The sequence below is a fragment of the Micromonospora sp. NPDC007230 genome, from assembly GCF_042869115.1.
GTDB lineage: Bacteria > Actinomycetota > Actinomycetes > Mycobacteriales > Micromonosporaceae > Micromonospora.
In genome coordinates this window covers 16,206-34,958 of record NZ_JBIAFE010000015.1, presented here as the reverse complement: position 1 = coordinate 34,958, position 18,753 = coordinate 16,206, and the positions used below count along the sequence as shown (strand labels likewise).

The 18,753-nt window shown below is 71.0% G+C and carries 21 protein-coding genes and 1 other RNA gene; 7 read left to right on the top strand and 15 right to left on the bottom strand.

Annotated features, from left to right (window positions below; all coding sequences use genetic code 11):
* Nucleotides 1–15: 15 nt before the first annotated feature.
* The 4 genes from ACFYML_RS21440 to ACFYML_RS21425 form a co-directional block, all read right to left on the bottom strand.
* Nucleotides 16–327: a spread protein gene (locus ACFYML_RS21440; protein ID WP_387422322.1), complete on the bottom strand. Its 312-nt coding sequence runs from the start codon at nt 325–327 to the stop codon at nt 16–18.
* Nucleotides 324–1,970, bottom strand: a complete 1,647-nt coding sequence (locus ACFYML_RS21435; RefSeq protein ID WP_387422321.1) for an FtsK/SpoIIIE domain-containing protein — start codon at nt 1,968–1,970, stop codon at nt 324–326. The genes ACFYML_RS21440 and ACFYML_RS21435 overlap by 4 nt, the downstream gene beginning before the upstream one ends.
* Nucleotides 1,971–2,236: 266 nt before the next feature.
* Nucleotides 2,237–2,371: a hypothetical protein gene (locus ACFYML_RS21430; protein WP_387422320.1), complete on the bottom strand. Its 135-nt coding sequence runs from the start codon at nt 2,369–2,371 to the stop codon at nt 2,237–2,239.
* 83 nt (nt 2,372–2,454) lie between these two features.
* Nucleotides 2,455–2,853, bottom strand: coding sequence for a transcriptional regulator (locus ACFYML_RS21425; RefSeq protein WP_387422319.1), 399 nt, complete (start codon nt 2,851–2,853; stop codon nt 2,455–2,457).
* Nucleotides 2,854–3,042: 189 nt separating this feature from the next.
* Between ACFYML_RS21425 and ACFYML_RS21420 the strand changes: the two genes are divergently transcribed.
* From ACFYML_RS21420 to ACFYML_RS21410, 3 genes are all read left to right on the top strand, one after another.
* A complete protein-coding gene (locus tag ACFYML_RS21420) occupies nt 3,043–3,858 on the top strand; it encodes a GntR family transcriptional regulator (RefSeq protein WP_387422318.1) in 816 nt (271 codons plus the stop codon).
* Nucleotides 3,858–4,601, top strand: coding sequence for a glycosyltransferase family 2 protein (locus tag ACFYML_RS21415; RefSeq protein ID WP_387422317.1), 744 nt, complete (start codon nt 3,858–3,860; stop codon nt 4,599–4,601). The genes ACFYML_RS21420 and ACFYML_RS21415 overlap by 1 nt, the downstream gene beginning before the upstream one ends.
* A 173-nt stretch (nt 4,602–4,774) precedes the next feature.
* Nucleotides 4,775–5,209, top strand: a complete 435-nt coding sequence (locus ACFYML_RS21410) for a hypothetical protein (RefSeq protein WP_387422316.1) — start codon at nt 4,775–4,777, stop codon at nt 5,207–5,209.
* A 998-nt stretch (nt 5,210–6,207) separates the two neighbouring features.
* Here the strand turns inward: ACFYML_RS21410 and rnpB are convergent.
* The 3 genes from rnpB to ACFYML_RS21395 all read right to left on the bottom strand — a co-directional run bounded on the left by rnpB (nt 6,208) and on the right by ACFYML_RS21395 (nt 7,346).
* Nucleotides 6,208–6,620, bottom strand: an RNA gene (rnpB, locus tag ACFYML_RS21405) — RNase P RNA component class A.
* Nucleotides 6,621–6,678: 58 nt separating this feature from the next.
* On the bottom strand, nt 6,679–7,065 hold the full coding sequence (locus ACFYML_RS21400) for a hypothetical protein (protein WP_387422315.1): 387 nt from the start codon (nt 7,063–7,065) through the stop codon (nt 6,679–6,681).
* Complete coding sequence (locus ACFYML_RS21395; RefSeq protein ID WP_357434927.1) at nt 7,062–7,346, bottom strand: hypothetical protein; 285 nt, start codon at nt 7,344–7,346, stop codon at nt 7,062–7,064. Before ACFYML_RS21395 ends, ACFYML_RS21400 begins: the two co-directional genes overlap by 4 nt.
* Before the next feature lie 109 nt (nt 7,347–7,455).
* Here ACFYML_RS21395 and ACFYML_RS21390 point away from each other — a divergent pair, with 109 nt between their 5' ends.
* Nucleotides 7,456–8,217, top strand: coding sequence for a sulfite exporter TauE/SafE family protein (locus ACFYML_RS21390; protein WP_387422314.1), 762 nt, complete (start codon nt 7,456–7,458; stop codon nt 8,215–8,217).
* Between the two features lie 61 nt (nt 8,218–8,278).
* On the opposite strand, the gene ACFYML_RS21385 is transcribed toward ACFYML_RS21390, so the two are convergent.
* Nucleotides 8,279–9,511 (bottom strand): MFS transporter, encoded by a 1,233-nt coding sequence (locus tag ACFYML_RS21385; protein ID WP_387422313.1) that lies wholly within the window; start codon nt 9,509–9,511, stop codon nt 8,279–8,281.
* Nucleotides 9,512–9,564: 53 nt separating this feature from the next.
* On the opposite strand from ACFYML_RS21385, the gene ACFYML_RS21380 reads away from it, so the two are divergent.
* Nucleotides 9,565–10,044 carry a MarR family winged helix-turn-helix transcriptional regulator gene (locus tag ACFYML_RS21380; RefSeq protein ID WP_387422312.1) on the top strand — a complete coding sequence of 160 codons (480 nt, stop codon included), beginning with the start codon at nt 9,565–9,567 and terminating at the stop codon, nt 10,042–10,044.
* 55 nt (nt 10,045–10,099) lie between these two features.
* On the opposite strand, the gene mctP is transcribed toward ACFYML_RS21380, so the two are convergent.
* The 7 genes from mctP to ACFYML_RS21345 all read right to left on the bottom strand — a co-directional run bounded on the left by mctP (nt 10,100) and on the right by ACFYML_RS21345 (nt 17,045).
* Nucleotides 10,100–11,755 (bottom strand): monocarboxylate uptake permease MctP, encoded by a 1,656-nt coding sequence (mctP, locus tag ACFYML_RS21375; RefSeq protein WP_387422311.1) that lies wholly within the window; start codon nt 11,753–11,755, stop codon nt 10,100–10,102.
* Between the two features lie 58 nt (nt 11,756–11,813).
* Nucleotides 11,814–12,059: a DUF3311 domain-containing protein gene (locus tag ACFYML_RS21370; protein ID WP_387422310.1), complete on the bottom strand. Its 246-nt coding sequence runs from the start codon at nt 12,057–12,059 to the stop codon at nt 11,814–11,816.
* A gap of 199 nt (nt 12,060–12,258) precedes the next feature.
* A complete protein-coding gene (locus tag ACFYML_RS21365) occupies nt 12,259–13,479 on the bottom strand; it encodes a bifunctional RNase H/acid phosphatase (protein ID WP_387422309.1) in 1,221 nt (406 codons plus the stop codon).
* Nucleotides 13,480–13,484: 5 nt separating this feature from the next.
* Complete coding sequence (locus ACFYML_RS21360; protein ID WP_387422308.1) at nt 13,485–14,222, bottom strand: zinc ribbon domain-containing protein; 738 nt, start codon at nt 14,220–14,222, stop codon at nt 13,485–13,487.
* The gene (locus ACFYML_RS21355; RefSeq protein ID WP_387422307.1) at nt 14,212–15,084 is read right to left on the bottom strand and encodes a Nif3-like dinuclear metal center hexameric protein; all 873 of its coding nucleotides are present in this window, start codon (nt 15,082–15,084) and stop codon (nt 14,212–14,214) included. The genes ACFYML_RS21360 and ACFYML_RS21355 overlap by 11 nt, the downstream gene beginning before the upstream one ends.
* A 151-nt stretch (nt 15,085–15,235) precedes the next feature.
* Nucleotides 15,236–15,817, bottom strand: a complete 582-nt coding sequence (locus tag ACFYML_RS21350) for a flavoprotein (protein WP_387422306.1) — start codon at nt 15,815–15,817, stop codon at nt 15,236–15,238.
* A 4-nt stretch (nt 15,818–15,821) separates the two neighbouring features.
* The gene (locus ACFYML_RS21345; RefSeq protein WP_387272369.1) at nt 15,822–17,045 is read right to left on the bottom strand and encodes a helix-turn-helix domain-containing protein; all 1,224 of its coding nucleotides are present in this window, start codon (nt 17,043–17,045) and stop codon (nt 15,822–15,824) included.
* Between the two features lie 243 nt (nt 17,046–17,288).
* Between ACFYML_RS21345 and ACFYML_RS21340 the strand changes: the two genes are divergently transcribed.
* Nucleotides 17,289–17,960: a bifunctional DNA primase/polymerase gene (locus tag ACFYML_RS21340; protein ID WP_357434916.1), complete on the top strand. Its 672-nt coding sequence runs from the start codon at nt 17,289–17,291 to the stop codon at nt 17,958–17,960.
* A gap of 529 nt (nt 17,961–18,489) precedes the next feature.
* A complete protein-coding gene (locus ACFYML_RS21335; protein WP_073833711.1) occupies nt 18,490–18,747 on the top strand; it encodes a DUF3040 domain-containing protein in 258 nt (85 codons plus the stop codon).
* The last annotated feature ends 6 nt before the right edge of the window (nt 18,748–18,753 follow it).

Sequence of the window (18,753 nt, the reverse complement as noted above, 5' to 3'; positions counted from 1 at the left end):
ACAGGGCGGGGAAGGTCAGCGGTGGGTGGGGGTGATGTGCACGCGGATCCACTCCGGCGGCTCGCCGGTCGACGCCACGGCTTCCGACAGGCAGCGCCACAGCGCCCACGCCTCAGCCGGGGTCAGGTACATGCGGCGGCGGCCGGACCCGACGGCGACGTAGAGGTCGGCGTCCGGGGTGACCCGGACCGTGACCGGCACCGACGCCTTGTCGACGTGCGGGGCGCGCAGCCGGTAGAACCGGCGCGGTTCCGGGGTCTGCTCGTCAGGCTCGTCGGCGTAGGGCATCCGAACCGGAGTGCTCTCGGGCATCTCGTTGTCGGTCATCGCGGGTCACTCCCGTTGGTGGTGCCGTTGAGGTCCAGGGCGTTGAGCAGGGACGGGGGCAGCAGCGGCGCGGCCTGCTTCGGCGGGGTCGGCCGGTAGGTGTGCCGCCCGTTGCCGTTGGTCGGGGCCGGCTTGACCGGGGCCGGGGTGTCGACCGGTTCGGGCTGTGCCTCCGGCGGGGCGGGGAAGGTCGCGGCCATGTCCCGGATCACGTCGTCAGGGATGAAGGAGAACCGGACCCGGGCGGGTTCGGGCTGACCGTCGAGCAGCACGTAGCCGACGCCGGGGGCCGAGCGGGGGATCTGGTCGGCCAGTGCGCCCCGGTCGCGGGCACCGTCACCAAGGATCAGATCCACGTGGCCTTTCTCGACCAGGCCGAGAGCGATGCGGGTCGGGAAGAAGTCGCGGACCGACACGACCTCTTTGCGGGGGTCCTGGGTGGCGGCCACGACCAGGACGCCGAGGCCGGCACCCTGGGTCAGCAGCAGCCCCAGCGCCTGAGTGATCCGCTGGCGCACGTCGCTGTCGGGCAGGAACGCGAGCAGGGCGGCGACCTCGTCAATGACGATGACAATCAGCGGCTCATCCACAGTCGGCGTGTGCACCCGGACCTTGCCCCGCAGCGCCCGCTGACGGGTCCGCATCCGGGTCACGGCCTGGTCGAGCATGTCCGCCATGCGGTGCCAGTCGTCATCGACGTAGCGGGAGAACAGCGCCCGACCGATGGACAGCTCCATGCCGCCCTTCGGGTCGATCGCCCACACCCGCACCAGCCCCGACCGGATACCCGCCGCCAGGGAACGGAGCAGGGACCAGATCACCGACCCCTTGCCCATCCGGGTCGCCCCACCGATCAGGACGTGGGTCGCCAGCAGTCGAAGGCAGTAGGTGGCGAGGTCTTCCCGCAGCCCCAGCGGCAACGCGGTGAAGTCCGGGCGGGCCGGCACCGGCAGCGGCTTGACGATGCGGGTCAGCGGGTCACGGCGGATGAACCTCAGCCACACATGCCGGGGCCGGTCCCGGAACCGCACCCGGTCCACCAGGCGCAGCAGCCACGCGAGACGACCCGTGCGGTGCGGGGCGGCGGGGCGGCCGGAGAAGACCCGGCAGTGCCGGGTGCCGAACGAGTACGCCAGATCCCGCGCCGCCTTGTGATACACCTCCGGGTTCTGGCCCTTCGGCATCCGCAGCACCAGCTCATCCGTGGCGTAGGTGCAGCGCACCGACAGCAGCTCCGGCAGCTTCTCGCCGCCGTCGTACTTCTTCACCAGGCCGCACAGCGACATGACCTCGTGCCACTGACGCCGGTACACCCACAGCCGCCGCCAGACCGAGACGGCGCGCAGGACGACCAGGCGGTGGAAGGACTCCCGAGCCCGCCACCACCACACGCCGCCGGCAGCGGCGAGGACGCCCATGACCAGGAGGTGAGGCCACCAGCCGTGGGACCGGTAGGTGTCGACGGCGAGCAGGACCAGGGCGACGGCCGGCCAGGCCCGCCAGTGCCGCACCGCGAACACCGCCAGACGGACCGCCGCGACGATCGAGCGGAACAGCAGGAACAGGCCGGTGACGGTCCAGACCAGCGGCCACGGCGCGGTGATCTGGAAGCGGCGGAAGTTGACCAGCGGAGCGCGCACCATCACGCCACCGCCTTACGGTCCGAACGGTGCTGCTCCGTCCACGCCTCCGCGCACACCTTGTGCACCGGCTTCCCCGCTGGGCTACGACAGATCGTCGGCTTGTTGCAGATGACGCACGGAACCGGATCGCCGGCACCACCGCCGCGCGTCCAGTCCAGGAATGTTGGCATGATGAACCTGCCCTTCCAGGCCGTGAGGGTTTTGGAGAGGGCAGCGGGGCGGTCAAGCTTTCCTAGGGCCAGGACCGCCCCGCGCCACATCAGGGATCAGGCCGCCGCCTTCACGGACGGCACCGACAGGGACTCGCGAGCCTCAGCCAGCACACCGGCCAACCGGTCGATCTCGGCCCGAGGCAGGAACACCGTCACCTCAGCGCCAAGCGAACCGATCTGCACCGTCACCCGGTCATCCGCCGGGTACGAGCGAAACGACAGCTCCGTCTTCCCGCCGACGTGCACGCCCGTCGTCAGGTACGGGGCCGACATCAGGCGGCCTTGCCGCGCGACTCGGCCAGGGACTTCGGCGCGACCAACGCGGTCGCCCGGTACGAGAACGCCAGCCGACCGTTGCTGCCCACGTACGGCGTCACCGTCAGGTTCTCGAACTCCACCGGCTGGAACGGACCCACCGGCGGAACCGGCTGCACGTCGGCCAGGATCTTGATGGCGACCTCACGCGACCGGGAGCCCAACTCCGGGTCCATGTCCATCACCCGGCACTGCCACACCCGCTGACCCGTCACCTTGTCCTTGGCCGGCGTCCGCTGCCTGGTCGCCTCGTTGAAGTCCTGCGCCTCCGCGATCGAGTCCGGCACGAACACCGCGCCGTGCGGGAAGACCGCCTCGAACGGAACCGAGAACCGAGTACCACCACGAAGAGCCACCGCTCTACCTCCTTGCACCTCTGGTGCTGTTGGCCCCCACCGCCTCGGTGAGGAATACTTGTCGGCATGTCTGCCAAGTTCGATGCAAGAACGGTAGAGGGAACTTGGCAGACAAGTCAACAACCTCATCGATCCGCTCACATGTTGAGATGGCAGACATGACAACAGCCAGGGGGTACCGTGACCCGCGTGACCGAACGTGACTGGCGACCTCGATACGTCCAGCTAGCCGAGGAGCTGCGCGAAAAGATCGACCGGGGAGAGCTGGCCGCAGGTGCGCTGCTCCCCAGCGAGCCGGAGTTGGCGGCTCAGACGGGCATGTCCCGCACCAGCGTTCGGAACGCTCTGCGGCAGCTACGTGAGTGGGGGCTGGTTCGCGCCGAGCAGGGGCGCGGCACGTACGTCCGCGCACGGAAGGTCCGAGTGACCCGACGCAACATCGAGCGGTACCAGTGGGAGAAGGACCGCGTTCATCAGCCGGAAGAGGTTCGACGCCAAAGCGGAGGGACCGAACACGACACCGGCTTAGAAGTGCACCAACTACAGTTCCACGCAAAGTATTCGACGGTCGACGCAAATGAGGACATCGCCAACGTCCTGTCGGTGCCGGTAGGAACGAAGTTGTTGCGTCGGATGTACTGGACCAGCGCGAAGTCTGAAGATGCGCCGCTGAGTATGTCGGTGTCGTATTTGGTACACGAGGTTGCGGCGCAGAACCCTGCCTTGCTTGACGACTCAAACGAGCCGTGGCCGGGGGGCACGCATCATCAACTGTCAACCATCGGCGTGGAAGTTGACCACGTTTCAGATCGCGTAGTCGCTCGACCGCCTTCCCCCAATGAAGTAGAGGTTCTGCGGACCGAAGCCGGCGACTGGGTGTTAGCTATTCGGAAGGTCTCAACAGACGTGAACGGCAGAGTTGTCGAGGTAGCCGACGCGGTTTACCCGGCCGATCGAACCGAACTCGTCTACGGCATCCAGCTCAAGCCATGGGATAAGAAGTGATGAACCGTACGGTCAGTGTGATCACGCCTGTCTACGCGCCCATGGCTTCGTTCTTGCAGGACGCCTACAAGTCCCTTCTTGCTCAGGATCTTCCGCCCGGCTGGGACTGGGAGTGGCTTGTCCAAGAAGACGGCCAAGACGGAGAGATTGAGCTGTGCCTGCCAGATGACTCAAGGATCAAGTTCGGGTCAGGACGTCGGGGCGGACCAGGCGTGGCACGCACCGTCGCGCTCGGCAGGGCTAATGGCGAATTTGTCAAAGTTCTGGACGCGGACGACCAACTGATGCCCGGCGCGCTATCCAGGGATATCGACCGACTTACCCGAAGCCCTGAGGTGGGTTGGACAACCTCGCGCGTATTGGACCTACTCCAGGACGGTTCGGTTCTCTCTTGGGAACACCAGGACCCGCCGGAGGGGCAGATTCCCCGGCGTCAGGTTGTGGATTTCTGGATGAACAACGAGTATCGCTTGCCCGTTCACCCTGCGACGTTGTGTATCCGTCGCCGGCTACTGCTGGCGCTGGGTGGCTGGATGGCGCTTCCAGCCTCAGAAGATACCGGCCTGTTGCTTGCTGCCAATGTCCTCAGCGATGGCTATTTCATCAGTGAGCCGGGGTTGCTTTACCGGAAGTGGCCGGGGCAGACAACAATGCAGGCAAACTTCATTGACAAGGAAGCCCGCGATCACCGCAACAGCATTGTTGCGGGCCGGGCACAAGCCCTCTTGGAACTCTTTGGTTAACCGCCCGGGACCTCTACCGAGGTTGACACCTCTCGTATCGTCGCGAGATGACCATGGGGGAGGAACCGCAGGGGTGGCGACCACACCGGGTCCGAGACGCGAGTAGGCCGGCACGGCGATGGCCCTGGGCGCTTCTGGCGCTCGTGGCGATCGTCTGCGCCGGCCTTGTTGCTGTGCCCGCGTCGTGGGCGGTGCGGAAGCAGTTGGAAGCCGAGCGGGGCGAGGCGACGCCGGAGGCGGCGGCCACGGTCTGGCTCCTGAAGCTCAGCGCCGATGAGGAGATCGGCCTGTCTCGGGTGCTGGCTGCGCCCCGTCACGACGAGCTGCGGCAGCAGTGGAGCGACTACCGCGACGAGATGAACGGTTCACGCCGTCCACCATCGAAGCTTGAGAGCGTGGGGCCGAGTGTTATCGAGCACCAGGGCGACGACCGAGCGACGGTGGCCGAGCAGGTACGCGCCGTGTGGTGGGACGGCCCGAACATACTCGCGGGCTCTGATCACCAGTGGCGGTGGGAGCTGCGGAGGGATGACGGCGGTTGGCGAGTCTGGTCCGTCGAGCTACCGCCGTGGTGCGGCGGACATGTCCGGGTCGACGTGTGTGGTTGATGAGGACCAGGACGTGAAGGGCGAGAGAGGCGAAGCCCGAGCAGATAGGCCGGCAGGAAGCCGCGGGGCCGACGAGGATAAGGGTGGGCAGGCGGCCACGAGCGGAGCGGACGAGGCAGCCAGCGTCACGCGCGGATGAACCACAGCGATCCCGAGGCGGCACCGGACGGCGATGGCCGGGGTGGGGTTGTGTTCGTGCCGGCTTGGTCGACTCGGAGCGCTTCCTGTGATCTGTTGCCGAATTGGCCTGTACTAGATCAAGGCGCTCCGCGCGGCGCGGGCCGGGGCGCGGTAACCGGCTCCTGCGGAGCCGCCGCCCCGCCCGCCTACGGCGGCGGGGCGGAAAGTCAACCGGCCCGAACCCCACGCCCCGCCCCGCGCGTCAGCCTGGGTCAGTGAGGTGACCGGTGACGAGTCCCGGGGTGACCGGGGCCAGGCGGACACGCTCTCACCCGTTCTCGACGCTCCAGAGGCACCAGGAGAGCCGGAGGCCACCACGGGCGGACGGAGTTGCCGAACGGCCCGTACGGGGCCGCTGGAGCCCCAGGGAGGGAAGGGGTGGAGGTGGTGGGAGAGGGTGGAAGGTGAGGGAGGGGCGGGGTTAGGGCTGTGCCTCCGGCGGGGGCCAGACGACTCCAGGATGGAGTTGCCGAACGGTTGCGGTGAGTGGGTGGTTGGGAAGCTGCCATCCCGTCTACCACCGACCCAGGCAAGCCGAGCAGACCAGGGCCAGGGTGCCAAGGTCGTTCGTCCGGTAGGGCGCTCCACCTTGTCACCCTGGCCCTGGCCCGCTCCACGGTGTGTGGGTCGGCGGCAGACGGGATGGCAGCAGAAGCGGGGAAGCGTGGGCGACGTTCGCGCCAAGATCAGGCCGTTTCCAGGCCGTCAGGCCGTCACCAGGCCGTCAAATGTCGACCAACAATGACCAACAACAACCATCGACACCTGAGCATACAGCCAGGTCAGAGCCTTGATCGCGGCTCTGACCTGGTGGGCGACGGACGAGTCGACCTGTACGCCGGATTCTGTGACCGACGCGGCCCGAAGGCGCGTCGGCGGCGGCCATCCATCTCGGCCTACCGTCGCCGGCAGGCTCCAGCGGCCTACCCGCAGACATCGGGCGGGCAGCCCTCAAGCGTCTGCGCGGACCGTCGCCTCGCGGCGAGGATCCTTTCTTGGCCTTGCTCCGGGTGGGGTTTACCGAGCCATCCCGGTCACCCGGGATGCTGGTGGGCTCTTACCCCACCGTTTCACCCTTACCGTCCCGTTTCGGGGCCGGCGGTCTGTTTTCTGTGGCACTGTCCCGCGGGTCACCCCGGGTTGCCGTTAGCAACCACCCTGCCCTGTGGAGTCCGGACGTTCCTCGGCGACGGGCCGCAAAGCCCGTCGACGCGACCGCCCGGTCGACTCGTCCGTCGCGTCCATCATCCTAACGACGCCCGCGCCGCCACCATTTCCCGGCCGTGCGGTCACCGCACGTCGATCGTCAGAACACCCAACCCGGCGTACGCCTTGGGCGTCGCCGTCAGCACAGGGCGGCCCTGCGGCCACTCCGGGTCGGGTCGCCCCAGCACCACGGCGTGCGCCAGCTCCCAGTCCACGCCCTCCTTCACCAGCCGACCCACCGCGAGAGCCCCGGAGTAGCGCAGCTCCACGACGTCCAGCACCGGTAGGGCTCCGACGTGCTCGCCAAGGGCTGGCCGCTGGGCGGCGGCGCCAGCCAGGCAGAGCGCGGGTACGAACAGGTGCCTTCCGTGCTCCCGGTGCGCCTGGACAACGAGACCGGAGAGCAACTGGTGCCCCGCACCGAAGGCGAGCAGCGCGGTGTGGTCGAAAACCACTCCGTTCATGGTCACGCGGCTCGTGGTCGAGGCTCGGCCAGGCTCTCGGGAGCCTCGCCGGCTTCGATCGCCGACCACACACTCTCGCCTCGGGCAAGATCCTCATCGCTCAGGTCGGGCGCGATTCGGGCCCGGATGTACGCCTCGGCTCTGGTCGCCCGTTCACGCAGTTCCTCGCGGGTCGGCGTCGTCCGGGCGAACTCGGCCAACAGGTCGCGCATGCTGACGCCGCGCTCCTGGGCCAGGACGGCCAACCGGTCCCGTACCTCAGCAGCCACCTTGATGGTCGTGTCCACCGCCAAAGTATACGAGCGGTATACCCCTCCGGTCGCTCCTGCTCTGGCGTGTCGGGAGGGCGAGTGGGCTGCCACTGAAGCTCGCCCGACCAGCTAGCCTCCGGTAACCATGGACCTCTCCGACGCCGCGCTCCTGCTCGCCGCCGGTCTCGCCGCGGGCACGGTGAACGCGGTGGCCGGGGGCGGCTCCCTGATCACCTTCCCGGCCCTGATCGCGACCGGCCTGCCGCCGGTGCCGGCGAACGTCACCAACTCGGTGTCGGTCTTCCCCGGGTACGTGGCCAGCGTCGCCGGCAGCCGGATGGACCTGCCGCGCGGGCCGCAACTGTGGCGCCTGCTGCCCACCACCGTGCTCGGCACGGGCGTCGGCTGCCTGCTCCTGCTGGCCACCCCGGCGCGGGCGTTCGAGCTGGTGGTGCCGTTCCTGGTGCTGGGCGCGACCGCCGTCCTGGCCTTCCAGGACCCGCTGCGCCGGCTGGTCGGCCATCCGGCCGACCTCAGCCCGCGCCGCCGTACCGTCACCGTGCAGGCCATGGTCGCGGTCGGCTCGGTGTACGGCGGCTACTTCGGCGCGGCGCTCGGGGTGATGCTGGTGGCCGGCCTGGCCCTGGTGCTGGACGCCACCCTGGCCCGGGTCACCGCCGTCAAGAACCTGCTCTCGGCCGTGGTGGGGCTGACCACGCTGGTGGTGTTCGCGCTCTTCGGCCCGGTCAACTGGGCGGCGGTCGCGGTGGTCGCGCCGGCCACCGTGGTCGGCGGGTACGCGGGCGCGCGGCTGGTCCGCCGGCTCCCGCCGGTGGTGCTGAAGACCGTCATCGTGGTGTTCGGCACGGTGATCGGCCTCGACCTGCTCTGGCGCGCGCTGCGCTGACCCCCTGGACACCCCCGGCGCAAGGCTGCGCCGGGGCGGTTCGACCAGGAGGGACAGTGGCTCAGTACGCCTCGCCGACCGGCTCCTCCGGCGTGTGCTCGGCGCCGCGGGCGGCCCTGTTCCACCGGGACCAGAGCACGCGCTCGCCGTAGCCGGCGGCCATCACGTGCGCGAAGGCGAGGTAGACCAGCACGCCGACGGCGAGCACCCCGAAGCCGACCCAGAACGGCAGGGCCAGCCCGTGCTCGGCGAGCTTGCCGGAGATGATCGGGGCCGGCGCGGCGGCGCCCCAGCGGACCAGGTTGAACGCGCCGGTGGCGACCCGCCGGTCGGCGGAGCCGAGGCCGAGCGCCAGGTCGGTGAGGTTGGCGTTGGCCAGCCCCATGAACAGGCCGGACAGCACCAGCACCACCAGCGACTCGGTGGTGCCGGACGAGGTGGCGAAGAGGACCATGCAGACCAGCAGGCCGGCGATGGCCACGCCGACGGTCTGCACCGCGCCGATCCGGTGCGCCAGCCGGTGGCCGATCAGCAGGATGCCGGCGGCCAGGCCGAGGCCCCAGCCGGTGAAGGCCAGCCCCAGCGGGATGACGTCGAGGTGCAGGAAGAGCGGCGTGTAGCCGAGCACCACGAAGAAGACGAAGTTGTACGCGGCGGTGACCACGCAGAGGGTGATGAACGCCGGCTTGCGGTAGGTCGAGAAGATCTGGCCGAGGCGTACCGGGGCCTGCCGGCGGGCCGGCTCGCGGAGCTTGCGCGCCGCCACGCCCAGCGCGAGCACCATGAACACGCCGCAGACGAAGAACGGCAGCCGCCAGCTCACCTCGCCGAGCAGGCCGCCGATCAGCGGGCCGACGGCGAAGCCGAGGCCGAGCGCGGTCTCGAAGAGGCCGACCACCCATTCCCGGTCGTTGGCGAGGTTGACCAGCACCACCATCGCGGTGGCGAAGAACATGGCGTTGCCCAGGCCCCACACGCCGCGCAGCGCCGAGAGCTGCACGATGTCGTTGCTGAACGACGCGAGGATCGCGGCCAGGCCGACCACCGAGACGCCGGTGACGAGCACCGGTTTGAAACCGAACTTCCCGCTGGCCAGGGTCGCCGGGATCATGCCGACGGCCATCACCGCGATGTACGCGGTGAACAGCAGTTCGACCTGCCAGGCGGTGACCCCGATCGCCTCGCCGATGGCCGGCAGGATCGGGTCCACCACGGCGATGCCGGCGATGGCGAGGAAGGCCACCAGCGTGGTGGCGTAGATGGCACTGCGGTTGGGTTCGGATCGCCGATCCACTCCGCCTCCCAGATAGCTGTATCGTACAGGTAATTCGGTTGTATCATACAGCTATGAGGGACGACCACACGACCGGACCGGCTCAGGACGAGGCCACCCTCGGTCGGATCGAGACCGAGATCGCGCTGCTGATGCGGCTGGGCGAGGCGACCCGCCGGGCCACCGGCACGGCCGAGCACCGGGTGCTGGACCGGGCGGCGTACGTGATCCTGCGGCACCTGGACAGCGCCGGCCCGCAGAACGTCTCGGCGCTGGCCGCGCGGCTGAACCTGGACGGCTCCACGGTCACCCGGCAGGTCTCCGCCATGCAGCGGGACGGCCTGATCGTCCGTACGCCGGACCCGGCCGACGGGCGGGGCACGGTGATCTCCCCCACCCAGGCCGGGCTGCAGCGGATGGCCGCCGTCCAGACGGCCCGCACCCGGCTCTACGGCGACATCCTCGCCGACTGGACCGCCGGCGACCGGGACACCCTCGCGGAGTTGCTGCGCCGCCTCAACGAGGCGCTGGAGTCGCGCAACCGACGCCGCTGACGGCACGGCGAGGCCCCCGGCCGCCTGCGGGGGCGACCGGGGGCCTCGGGGGAGCTCAGGCGACCGGCTCCGGGGCGGAGTCGGCGTCGCGGGTGGCGCCGGGGGTGACCCGGGCGTCGCCCTCGTCGGCGAAGTAGTCGTCCGGGGTGGTGCCGTCCGCCCCGTCGGCCACCTTGCCGGCCCGCAGCACCAGCGTGAGCAGCGCGGCGACGGCCAGGTTGACCAGCACCGCGACGATCCCGACGTAAATCGTCTTCTTGGTGTCGAAGCCGAACTCGGAGAGCGGGAAGGCCGAACCGGCGAAGTGCTTCTTGCCGGTCGCCTGATTCCCGATCTGGTAGAGCATCCACATGCCGAGCGCCATGCCGGCCGCCCAGCCGGCGATCAGCGCCCCGCGGTGGAACCAGCGGGTGTAGAGCCCCAGCGCCACCGCCGGCAGCGTCTGGAGGATGATCACGCCGCCGATGAGCTGCAGGTCGATGGAGAACTGCGGGTCGAGGAAGACGATGCAGGCGACCGCGCCGACCTTCACCACCAGCGAGGTGATCTTCGAGACGTTCGCCTCCTGCGCCGGGGTCGCGTCCCGCTTGAAGTACTCCTTGTAGATGTTGCGGGTGAACAGGTTCGCGGCCGCGATCGACATGATCGCCGCCGGCACCAGCGCACCGATGCCGATGGCGGCGTACGCGACCCCGGCGAACCAGTCCGGGAACTGCGCGTCGAAGAGCCTCGGCACGATGGTGTTGGTGTCGAAGCTGCCCTCCTTGGTCCCCGCCAGCGGCGTCACCTTCGCCGCGATGGCCATGTAGCCGAGCAGCGCGATCAGCCCGAGCAGCAGGCTGTAGGCCGGCAGCGCGGACATGTTCCGCTTGATCACGTCCCGGTTCCGGCTGGCCAGCACGCCGGTGATGCTGTGTGGATAGAGGAAGAGCGCCAGCGCCGAGCCGAACGCCAGGGTGACGTACTGGAGTTGGTTGTTGGCGTTGAGCAGGATGCCGTCACCCGGCGCCGGGGAGGCCTGGAACTTCGCGTCCGCCGCGTCGAAGATGCTGCCCCAGCCGCCGAGCTTGTAGGGCAGGTAGAAGACCGCCACCAGGATCACGATGTAGATCAGCGAGTCCTTGACGAAGGCGATCAGCGCCGGCGCGCGCAGCCCCGACTGGTAGGTGTAGGCCGCCAGGATGGCGAACGCGATGATGATCGGCAGGTGCCGGGCCAGAACGCTCTCCCCGGTGACCCCCATCGTCTTCAGCACCGCCTCGATGCCGACCAGCTGCAGCGCGATGTACGGCATGGTCGCCACGATGCCGGTGATCGCGACCAGCAGCGCCAGGACCGGCGAGTCGAACCGGCTGCGGACGAAGTCGGCCGGGGTGACGAAGCCGTGCCGGTGCGACACCGACCACAGCCGGCAGAGCACCAGGAACACCATCGGGTAGATGACGATCGTGTACGGCACCGCGAAGAACCCGGCCGCGCCGGCCCCGAAGATCAGCGCCGGCACCGCCACGAAGGTGTACGCGGTGTAGAGGTCACCGCCGACCAGGAACCAGGTGATCCAGCCGCCGAAGCTGCGCCCGCCCAGCCCCCACTCGTCCAGGTGCGCCATGTCGCGCGGCGCCCGCCACCGGGCCGCCACGAAGCCCATCGCGCTGACCAGCAGGAAGAGGACGGTGAAGACGATGATCTCGGTCAGGTGGTCCCGCCACATCACTGAACCACCTTCGTTCGCGACTGCGGGGCTCGCAGGCCCGGCTCACTCCTCGCGCTCACCGTTCACCTGCCCGCTTCTTCGTCATCTGGTAGACGAGCGTGGTGGTGCCGACGCCGAGCAGGATCCAGGCCAGCTGCAGCCAGTAGAAGCGCGGGAACCCGAAGATCCGGGGTGAGTCGGCGTTGAAGAAGGCCGGGATGAGCGGCACCACGATCGGTATGAAGAGCAACCAGTTCCAGGGACTGTGGTCCTTCGCCCTGGATCGCGCCGTCGTCGGCGCCTCCGGCACGGGTGCAGCCATGTGACACACCTCCGGGAAGTCGTAACTCGCCATGTGACGGCCGGAGGCTACGACCCTGTGAGCCCGGTCACGTTCAGCCGGACACGGGCGATGCGCCGAGCGGACACCCGGATGCGCCGAACGGCGGAGCCGAACGGACGGACGGCCGGCGGCGACTCCAGTCACCGGCGCCCGACGCGCCGAACCGGAGCCGCCGTGGTCAGTGGGCGGTCAGGTGAGCGGTGTCGTTGACCGACCGGACCGCGACGCCGCCGTCCGGGTACAGGTCGAGCACCGAGACGCCCGCGGTGTCCAGGTAGAGCCGGTGCAGGAAGGCGTCGCCGGCCGCGAGGGCGTCGCGCAGCACCAGCTTGATCGGCGAGACGTGGGAGACCACCGCGACGGTCTCCCCGGGGTACGCCGTACGCAGCCGCTCGACCGCCCGGCCGGTCCGCTCGGCGACCGCGGCGAACGACTCCCCCTCGGGCGGGGCGACCCGGGTGGAGGCGAGCCAGGCGTCCAGCTCCCCCGACCAGTCAGCGCGCACCTCGGCGAAGGTCCGCCCCTCCCAGACCCCGAAGTCGCACTCGACGAGGTCGTCGTCGGTACGTACCGGTGGGTTCCCGACCACGGCGGCGATCGCCTCGGCGGTGGCCGTACAGCGGGACAGGGGCGAGCTGACCACGGCCGCGACGGACGGCGCGAGGGCGGCCACCCGAGCGGCGGTGGCCCGGGCCTGGGCCCGGCCCCGATCGGTCAGCGGGACGTCACCGCGACCGGAGTACTGCTTCTGCACGGTGCGCTCGGTCTCGCCGTGCCTGACCAGGATCAGCCGGGTGGCGCTCTCGGTCGGGCGCGGTTCCCAGGAGGCCGGCGTGGTGGCCGGGTCGGTGCCGGTGGCCCGGTCGATGGCGGCGCGGGCGGCGACCTCGCGGGCCGCGGCCCGGGTGGCCGCGTCGGGGCCGGCGACCTCGCGTGGCGGCTCCACGATGCGGGGCGTGGCGACGACCGGCCGGGCCGGCGCCATCCCGGCGGCGGCGTCCATCGCCGCGTTGGCCAGCGCGTCGGCGTGCTGGTTACGCTCCCGGGGCACCCAGGTGAACCGGACGGCCGCGAACCGGGCCACCAGGCCGGCGGCCTGCGCGGCGAGCGGCCGCAACCCCGGGTTCTTGATCTGCCAGCGGCCGCACATCTGCTCGACCACGAGCTTCGAGTCCATCCGGGCCTCGACCTCGGCCGCGCCCAGTTCGGCGGCGGCCTCCAGCCCGGCGATCAGGCCCCGGTACTCGGCGACGTTGTTGGTGGCGGTGCCGATCGCCTCGGACCGCTCGGCCAGCACCTCGCCGGTCGCCGGGTCCCGGACCACCGCGCCGTAGCCGGCCGGCCCCGGGTTGCCCCGGGACCCGCCGTCGGCCTCGACGACGACCGCACGCACCGCCACGGCGGTCAGAGACCCGACTCGGCGGTCCGGACCATGATCCGCCGGCACTCCTCGCAGCGCACCACCTCGTCCGGGTCGGCCTTGCGGATCCGGGCCACGTCGGCGCCGGAGAGCTCCAGCCGGCAGCCGCCGCAGCGGCCGGCGGTGAGCAGCGCGGCCCCGAGCCCGGTGTCCTCGCGGATCCGGTCGTAGAGGGCGACCAGGTCGGCCGGGAGGTCGCCGGCGAGCGGCTGGCGGGCGCCGCGCTTGAACTCCTCCTCCTTGGCGATCTCGGCCAGGCTCTCGTCGCGCCGCTGCTCGGCGGCGGCCCGCCGGTCCCGGGCCTCGGCGATCCGCCGCTCGACGCCGTCGAGCGCCCCCTGCGCGGTCTCCCGCTGCTCCATCAGCTCCAGCTCGGCGTCCTCCAGGTCGCTCTGCCGGCGGTTCAGCGAGGCCAGTTCGTGCTGGATCGCCTCCAACTCCCGGGCCGGCCCGCTGCCGGACGCGAGCCGCGCCTCGTCCTTGCTCTTGCGGGCGCGTACCTGGTCGACGTCCTTCTCCAGCCGGGCGATGTCCCGGTCCAGGTCGTCGACGGCCACCTGCGCCCGGACCCGCTCGTCCTCCAGCGCGGAGAGCTCGCGGGCGAGGGCCTCCAGCTCGGCCCGCTCGGGCAACGACCGGCGGCGGTGGGCGAGCTGGGCGAGGGCGGTGTCGATCGCCTGCAGGTCGAGCAGCCGGCGCTGCACCTTCGGATCAGCCTTCACGGTCGGGACTCCTTGTCGTCCGGTCGGGTGCGGCGGCGTGCACGGTCCACGGGTCGGTGTCCAGGTCGGACACCACGGTCTCGACGCCCAGCTCGTCCCGCAGGTGGGCGGCCAGGTCGTCCAGCCAGGGTCGTTCGGTCGCCCAGTGGGCGGCGTCCAGCAGGGCCGGGCCGCCGGCGGCGAGGTGCTCACCGGCGGGGTGGTGGCGCAGGTCCGCGGTGAGGAACGCGTCCACCCCGGCGGCGGTCGCCTCGGCGAGGAAGCTGTCCCCCGAGCCTCCGCTGACGGCAAGGGTACGAACCATACGCCCGGGATCCCCGGCGGCGCGAACTCCCCAGGCGGTGGCGGGGAGCACGGCGGCCGCGTGCCGGGTCAGCTCGGCCAGGGTCATCGGGGCGGGCAGCGCGCCGATCCGGCCGATGCCCCGCCCCGGGCCGTCGGCGGGTGACCCCGGCCGGGGCCGGTGCAGCGGGCGCAGCCCGGCCAGCCCGAACCGGGCGGCGAGCGCGTCGGAGACGCCCGGATCGGCCACGTCGGCGTTGGTGTGCGCCACGTACAGCGCCACGTCCGCCTTGATCATCCGGTGGACGATGCGCCCCTTGTACGTGGTGGCGGCGACCGACGAGACCCCGCGCAGCAGCAGCGGGTGGTGCGCGACGATCAGGTCGGCACCGGCGGCGAGCGCCTCGTCCACCGTCTCCGGGACCACGTCGACCACGCAGGCGATCCGGCGTACCGGGGTGCTGGGCTCGCCGAGCACCAGGCCGACCCGGTCCCACTCCTCAGCCCACGCGGGCGGGTAGCGGCGGTCCAACACGGCCACCACGTCGGCGACGGTGGGCGGGGATCCGGTTGTGCTCACGGCCGGCCAGCTTACCGGCGTCCCGGCCCGGTCCGGCGGCAGACGGAACCTGCGGCCCACGGGTCGCCCGTCATCCGCTCGCCGGTGGCCGGGGGCCGGTGCGGCCGGCACGGGCCGGCGCGAGCTGCCCCCTCGGCACGTCGGGGCCGGCTCAGCCGACCGGGGCGGCCGGGCGTGGCGTGCCGCGCAGCGCCGCGAGGCCGACCTCCCAGGGGAACACGTCCGCGTGCCGCTCACCGGTACCCGGCGGGTGCAGCGGTACGACGTGGTCGCCGAAGACCATCCGCACCCCCCACTCACGCAGCCGGTCCAGGCTGGCCCGGAACGCCGGGTGCGCGGCCATCGCCGAATTGGTGTACGGGACGGCCGCGATCGGCACCCCGAGCCCCTGCGCCTCGATCAGCAGCCCCAGGGCGAGCGTGTCGGCGATGCCGGCCGCCCACTTGTTGACGGTGTTGACCGTCGCCGGGCAGACCAGCATCGCGTCCGCCGGGGGCAGCACGTCCGGGTCGCCCGGGTTCTTGTAGTGGGTGCGTACCGGGTGCCCGGTCTGCCGGGCCAGCGACGCGCGGTCGACGAACTTGGCACCGTCGGGGGTGGTGACCACGCAGACGTCCCAGCCGTCCTGCTGGGCGAGGTCGACCAACCGGCCGACGTTGCGGGCCAGCGGCGAGCCGCAGGCGATCACGTAGAGCACCCGACGGCGCCGGTGGCTGAGATGCGGACTGTTCATCCGCTCATACTCCGACTCCCATGTGCTCAGCCAACTCCCCGATCGGCGGAGGCGGCGTACCCCGTGTGCGACGGAGCACGTCGGACATCACCTCGTGGGCGATCGGCCGGCAGCGGATCTCGGACGGGGCGAGCCGGTCACCGAGCAGCAGCATCTCACCCGCGTTGGCGACGTCACCGATCTGGGCGTAGCCGCGGGCGATGTCGAGCAGGTGGTGCGCGCGCCGCTCGGGCAGCAGCGCGTTGAACGCCGGCTCGGGGATCCGCTGGTGGATCTCCACCGCCCGGCCCCCGTCGCCGAGTTCGACGGCGGCGGCGGCCCGGTGCAGCTCGAGGTTGGTCGGGCCGAACGAGGTCCAGTAGTGGTTCTGGTCGCTGCCCAGCAGGGTGGCCGCCTCCTGGGCCCCGTTGAGCAGGTCGTCCACCGTCGCGGAGTCGCCGATGCGGGCGGCGGCCATCGCACCCTGGAGCAGCAGCATGCCGTAGACGGAGAGCTGCTCCGGGCTGGCGTCGCCGGTGCCGGGGGCCAGCCGGTTGGCGATGTTGACGTTGAGTTCCAGCGCCGGCCGGGACCGGCCCATGGCCGCCAGCGCGTTGCAGACCCGGGTGGTGGCGACACCCGCCAGCAACTGGTCGTCGGCCCGCTGGGCGACCGCCATCGAGCGGTCGGCGGCCAGCCAGGCCAGGTCGCACTCGCCGAGCTTGCGGAGCACCGAGGAGGCGATCTGGTAGACCTGCCCGAGCAGGTGGGCGGCGTCCCGGGCCTGCTCGTCGGCGTAGCCGGCGTCGGCGGCCTGGGCGTCGCGCAGCAGCTTCGGCAGGGCGCGGGTGAGCATCCCGTAGCGGCCGTACTGGTAGGTGAGCCAGGCGTGGTTGACCGCCTTGCGCATGTCCGCCAGCGGGGGCGGGTACGGCGCCGCGTCGAAGTAGGCGGTCATCGAGTCGTACCGCTCCAGCGCGGCCCGGATCTCCTCGACCTCGACCTGGTCGATGCAGTTGAGGGTGTCGGTGCGCCGCTCCGGGTCCTTGCCGAGGAGCAGTTGGACGTCGACCTGGAGAATGTCGGCGATCTCGTAGAGGACGGAGAACTTGTCCAGCCGCCGGACTCCGCGTTCCACCTTGTCCACCCAGCTCTTGGACTTGCCGAGCCGGTCGGCGAAGACCTGTTGGGACATCTTGCGCCGCCCCCGCCAGTACGCCACCCGGCGGCCTATGGGTAGTTCGTCCATCTCGCCATCCCTCCCCCTGCCCACGTCCGGCTGAGCTACCCCGGTCGACGGTCGCAACGACCGGTCGGTTCTCAGGTTTTCCCTGGTCGCACACTCTGTACGTCAGCCGTACGGCCAGTCCTCGTAGTTTCCGTGCAAGTTGCATCAGCCGTTCGTCAACTCAACGACCGCGGGTTACGGCAGTGACGGCGTTCGACGTGCGACGTGGACCATCCAGTGCGGACGAGAGGGGATGTGGCACACATGTGGGGGAATGTCGGACCACGCGTGGCTCACCTGTCGCCCCTGGAACGGGTCCGGCTGCGCCGGGTCGCCGTCCGCTACGCCGTCCACGGCTGGGAGGTGACACCCGGCGCCTGCCTGGCCAACAGCCGCTTCGTCTGCGGACGGGCCGGCTGCCCCACCAGCGGCTGCCACCCGGCCCTGGAGAACTGGGAGCACGCGGCGAGCGCCGACCCGGCGCGGGTGGCCACCTGGTGGCGCAGCCGCCCGCACGGGGTGCTGCTGCCTACCGGGCGCGCGTTCGACGTACTCGAGGTCGCGGCCCACCTCGGCCGACGGGTCCTGGACACGCTCGCGACCCACCCGGCCGGCTTCGGCGTACGCGGGCCGGTCCTGGTCACCCCCACCGGCCGCTGGATGTTCCTGGTCCGCCGCGGCGACCCGCTCCGGCCGGAACTCGAGCACTGCTTCCACGTGATCCGGCACGGCGGCGGCTCCTGGATCCCGGCACCGCCGACCCGGCTGCCCGAGGGGACGGTGCGCTGGGCGGTCGCCCCCGAGCAGGCGCGCTGGCAGCTCCCCGACTCCTATCTGGTGCAGAACGCGCTGATCGAGGCGCTACGGGCGGCCGGCGTCACGCTCACCTCCGATCTGCTCCCGGGCCAACTCCCCCTACCCCGCCGCGGCTGCTGACCGCGGGCAGCGTCCTCCCCGGTGCCGGACTCGTTGGACCCGGGTGACGGCGCGCTCGCGCCAGAGCGGGGGTTGACCATGTCCAGTGATGACGCGGCCCGCCACACCGGCGGCACCGAACCAGCACCGCACCGCCGCCGCCCGCGCCGCTGGGCCGGCACCCGGCCCTGGGGCTCCCGCCCCGGCCGACCCCGCCCCACCGGCTCCCGCCCCAACACCACCCACCGTCCCCTCCGCTGACCTACCCCCGCCCGGCCGACCCGGCCGCCCACCGTGCCCCGCCGCCCGTTGCTCACGAACGTTGTCGCCGCGGCGGCCGGGACCTCACGTTTTCGCCCGCGGCGACGCTGTTGGGCCGTTCGGAGGCACCGCGGAACGTAACCCCCGGGCAGGCCTGCGCTGAGGTCGTCCGACCGGAAGCTGCCTACCCGCCCGACTTTGATCGAAGTGGCGGCAGGAGCAGCGCGTGACCCGCCTCCGTTGCGGGTATGCCGCGGGACCGCTGAAGCCGTGAGGGGAAGGCACCGCCATGCTCAGCAAAGAGGATCAGCGCAGGTTCGAACAGATCACCCGCCAGCTGCGGGAGAGCGACCCGCAGTTCTTCGCCCGGCTCGATCACCGGGCCCGGGGCCGCCGAGGCCGCTATCTGATGCTGTTGACGATCGTGCTGTGGGCCTCGCTGCCGGCGATGACCGTACTGGCCGGCCGGCTGGCCGGCGCGATCTGCGCCGTGGTGCTGCTGGCCAACGCCGGGCTCATGTGGCATTTCCGGCGACGCTGGCTATGACCGCGC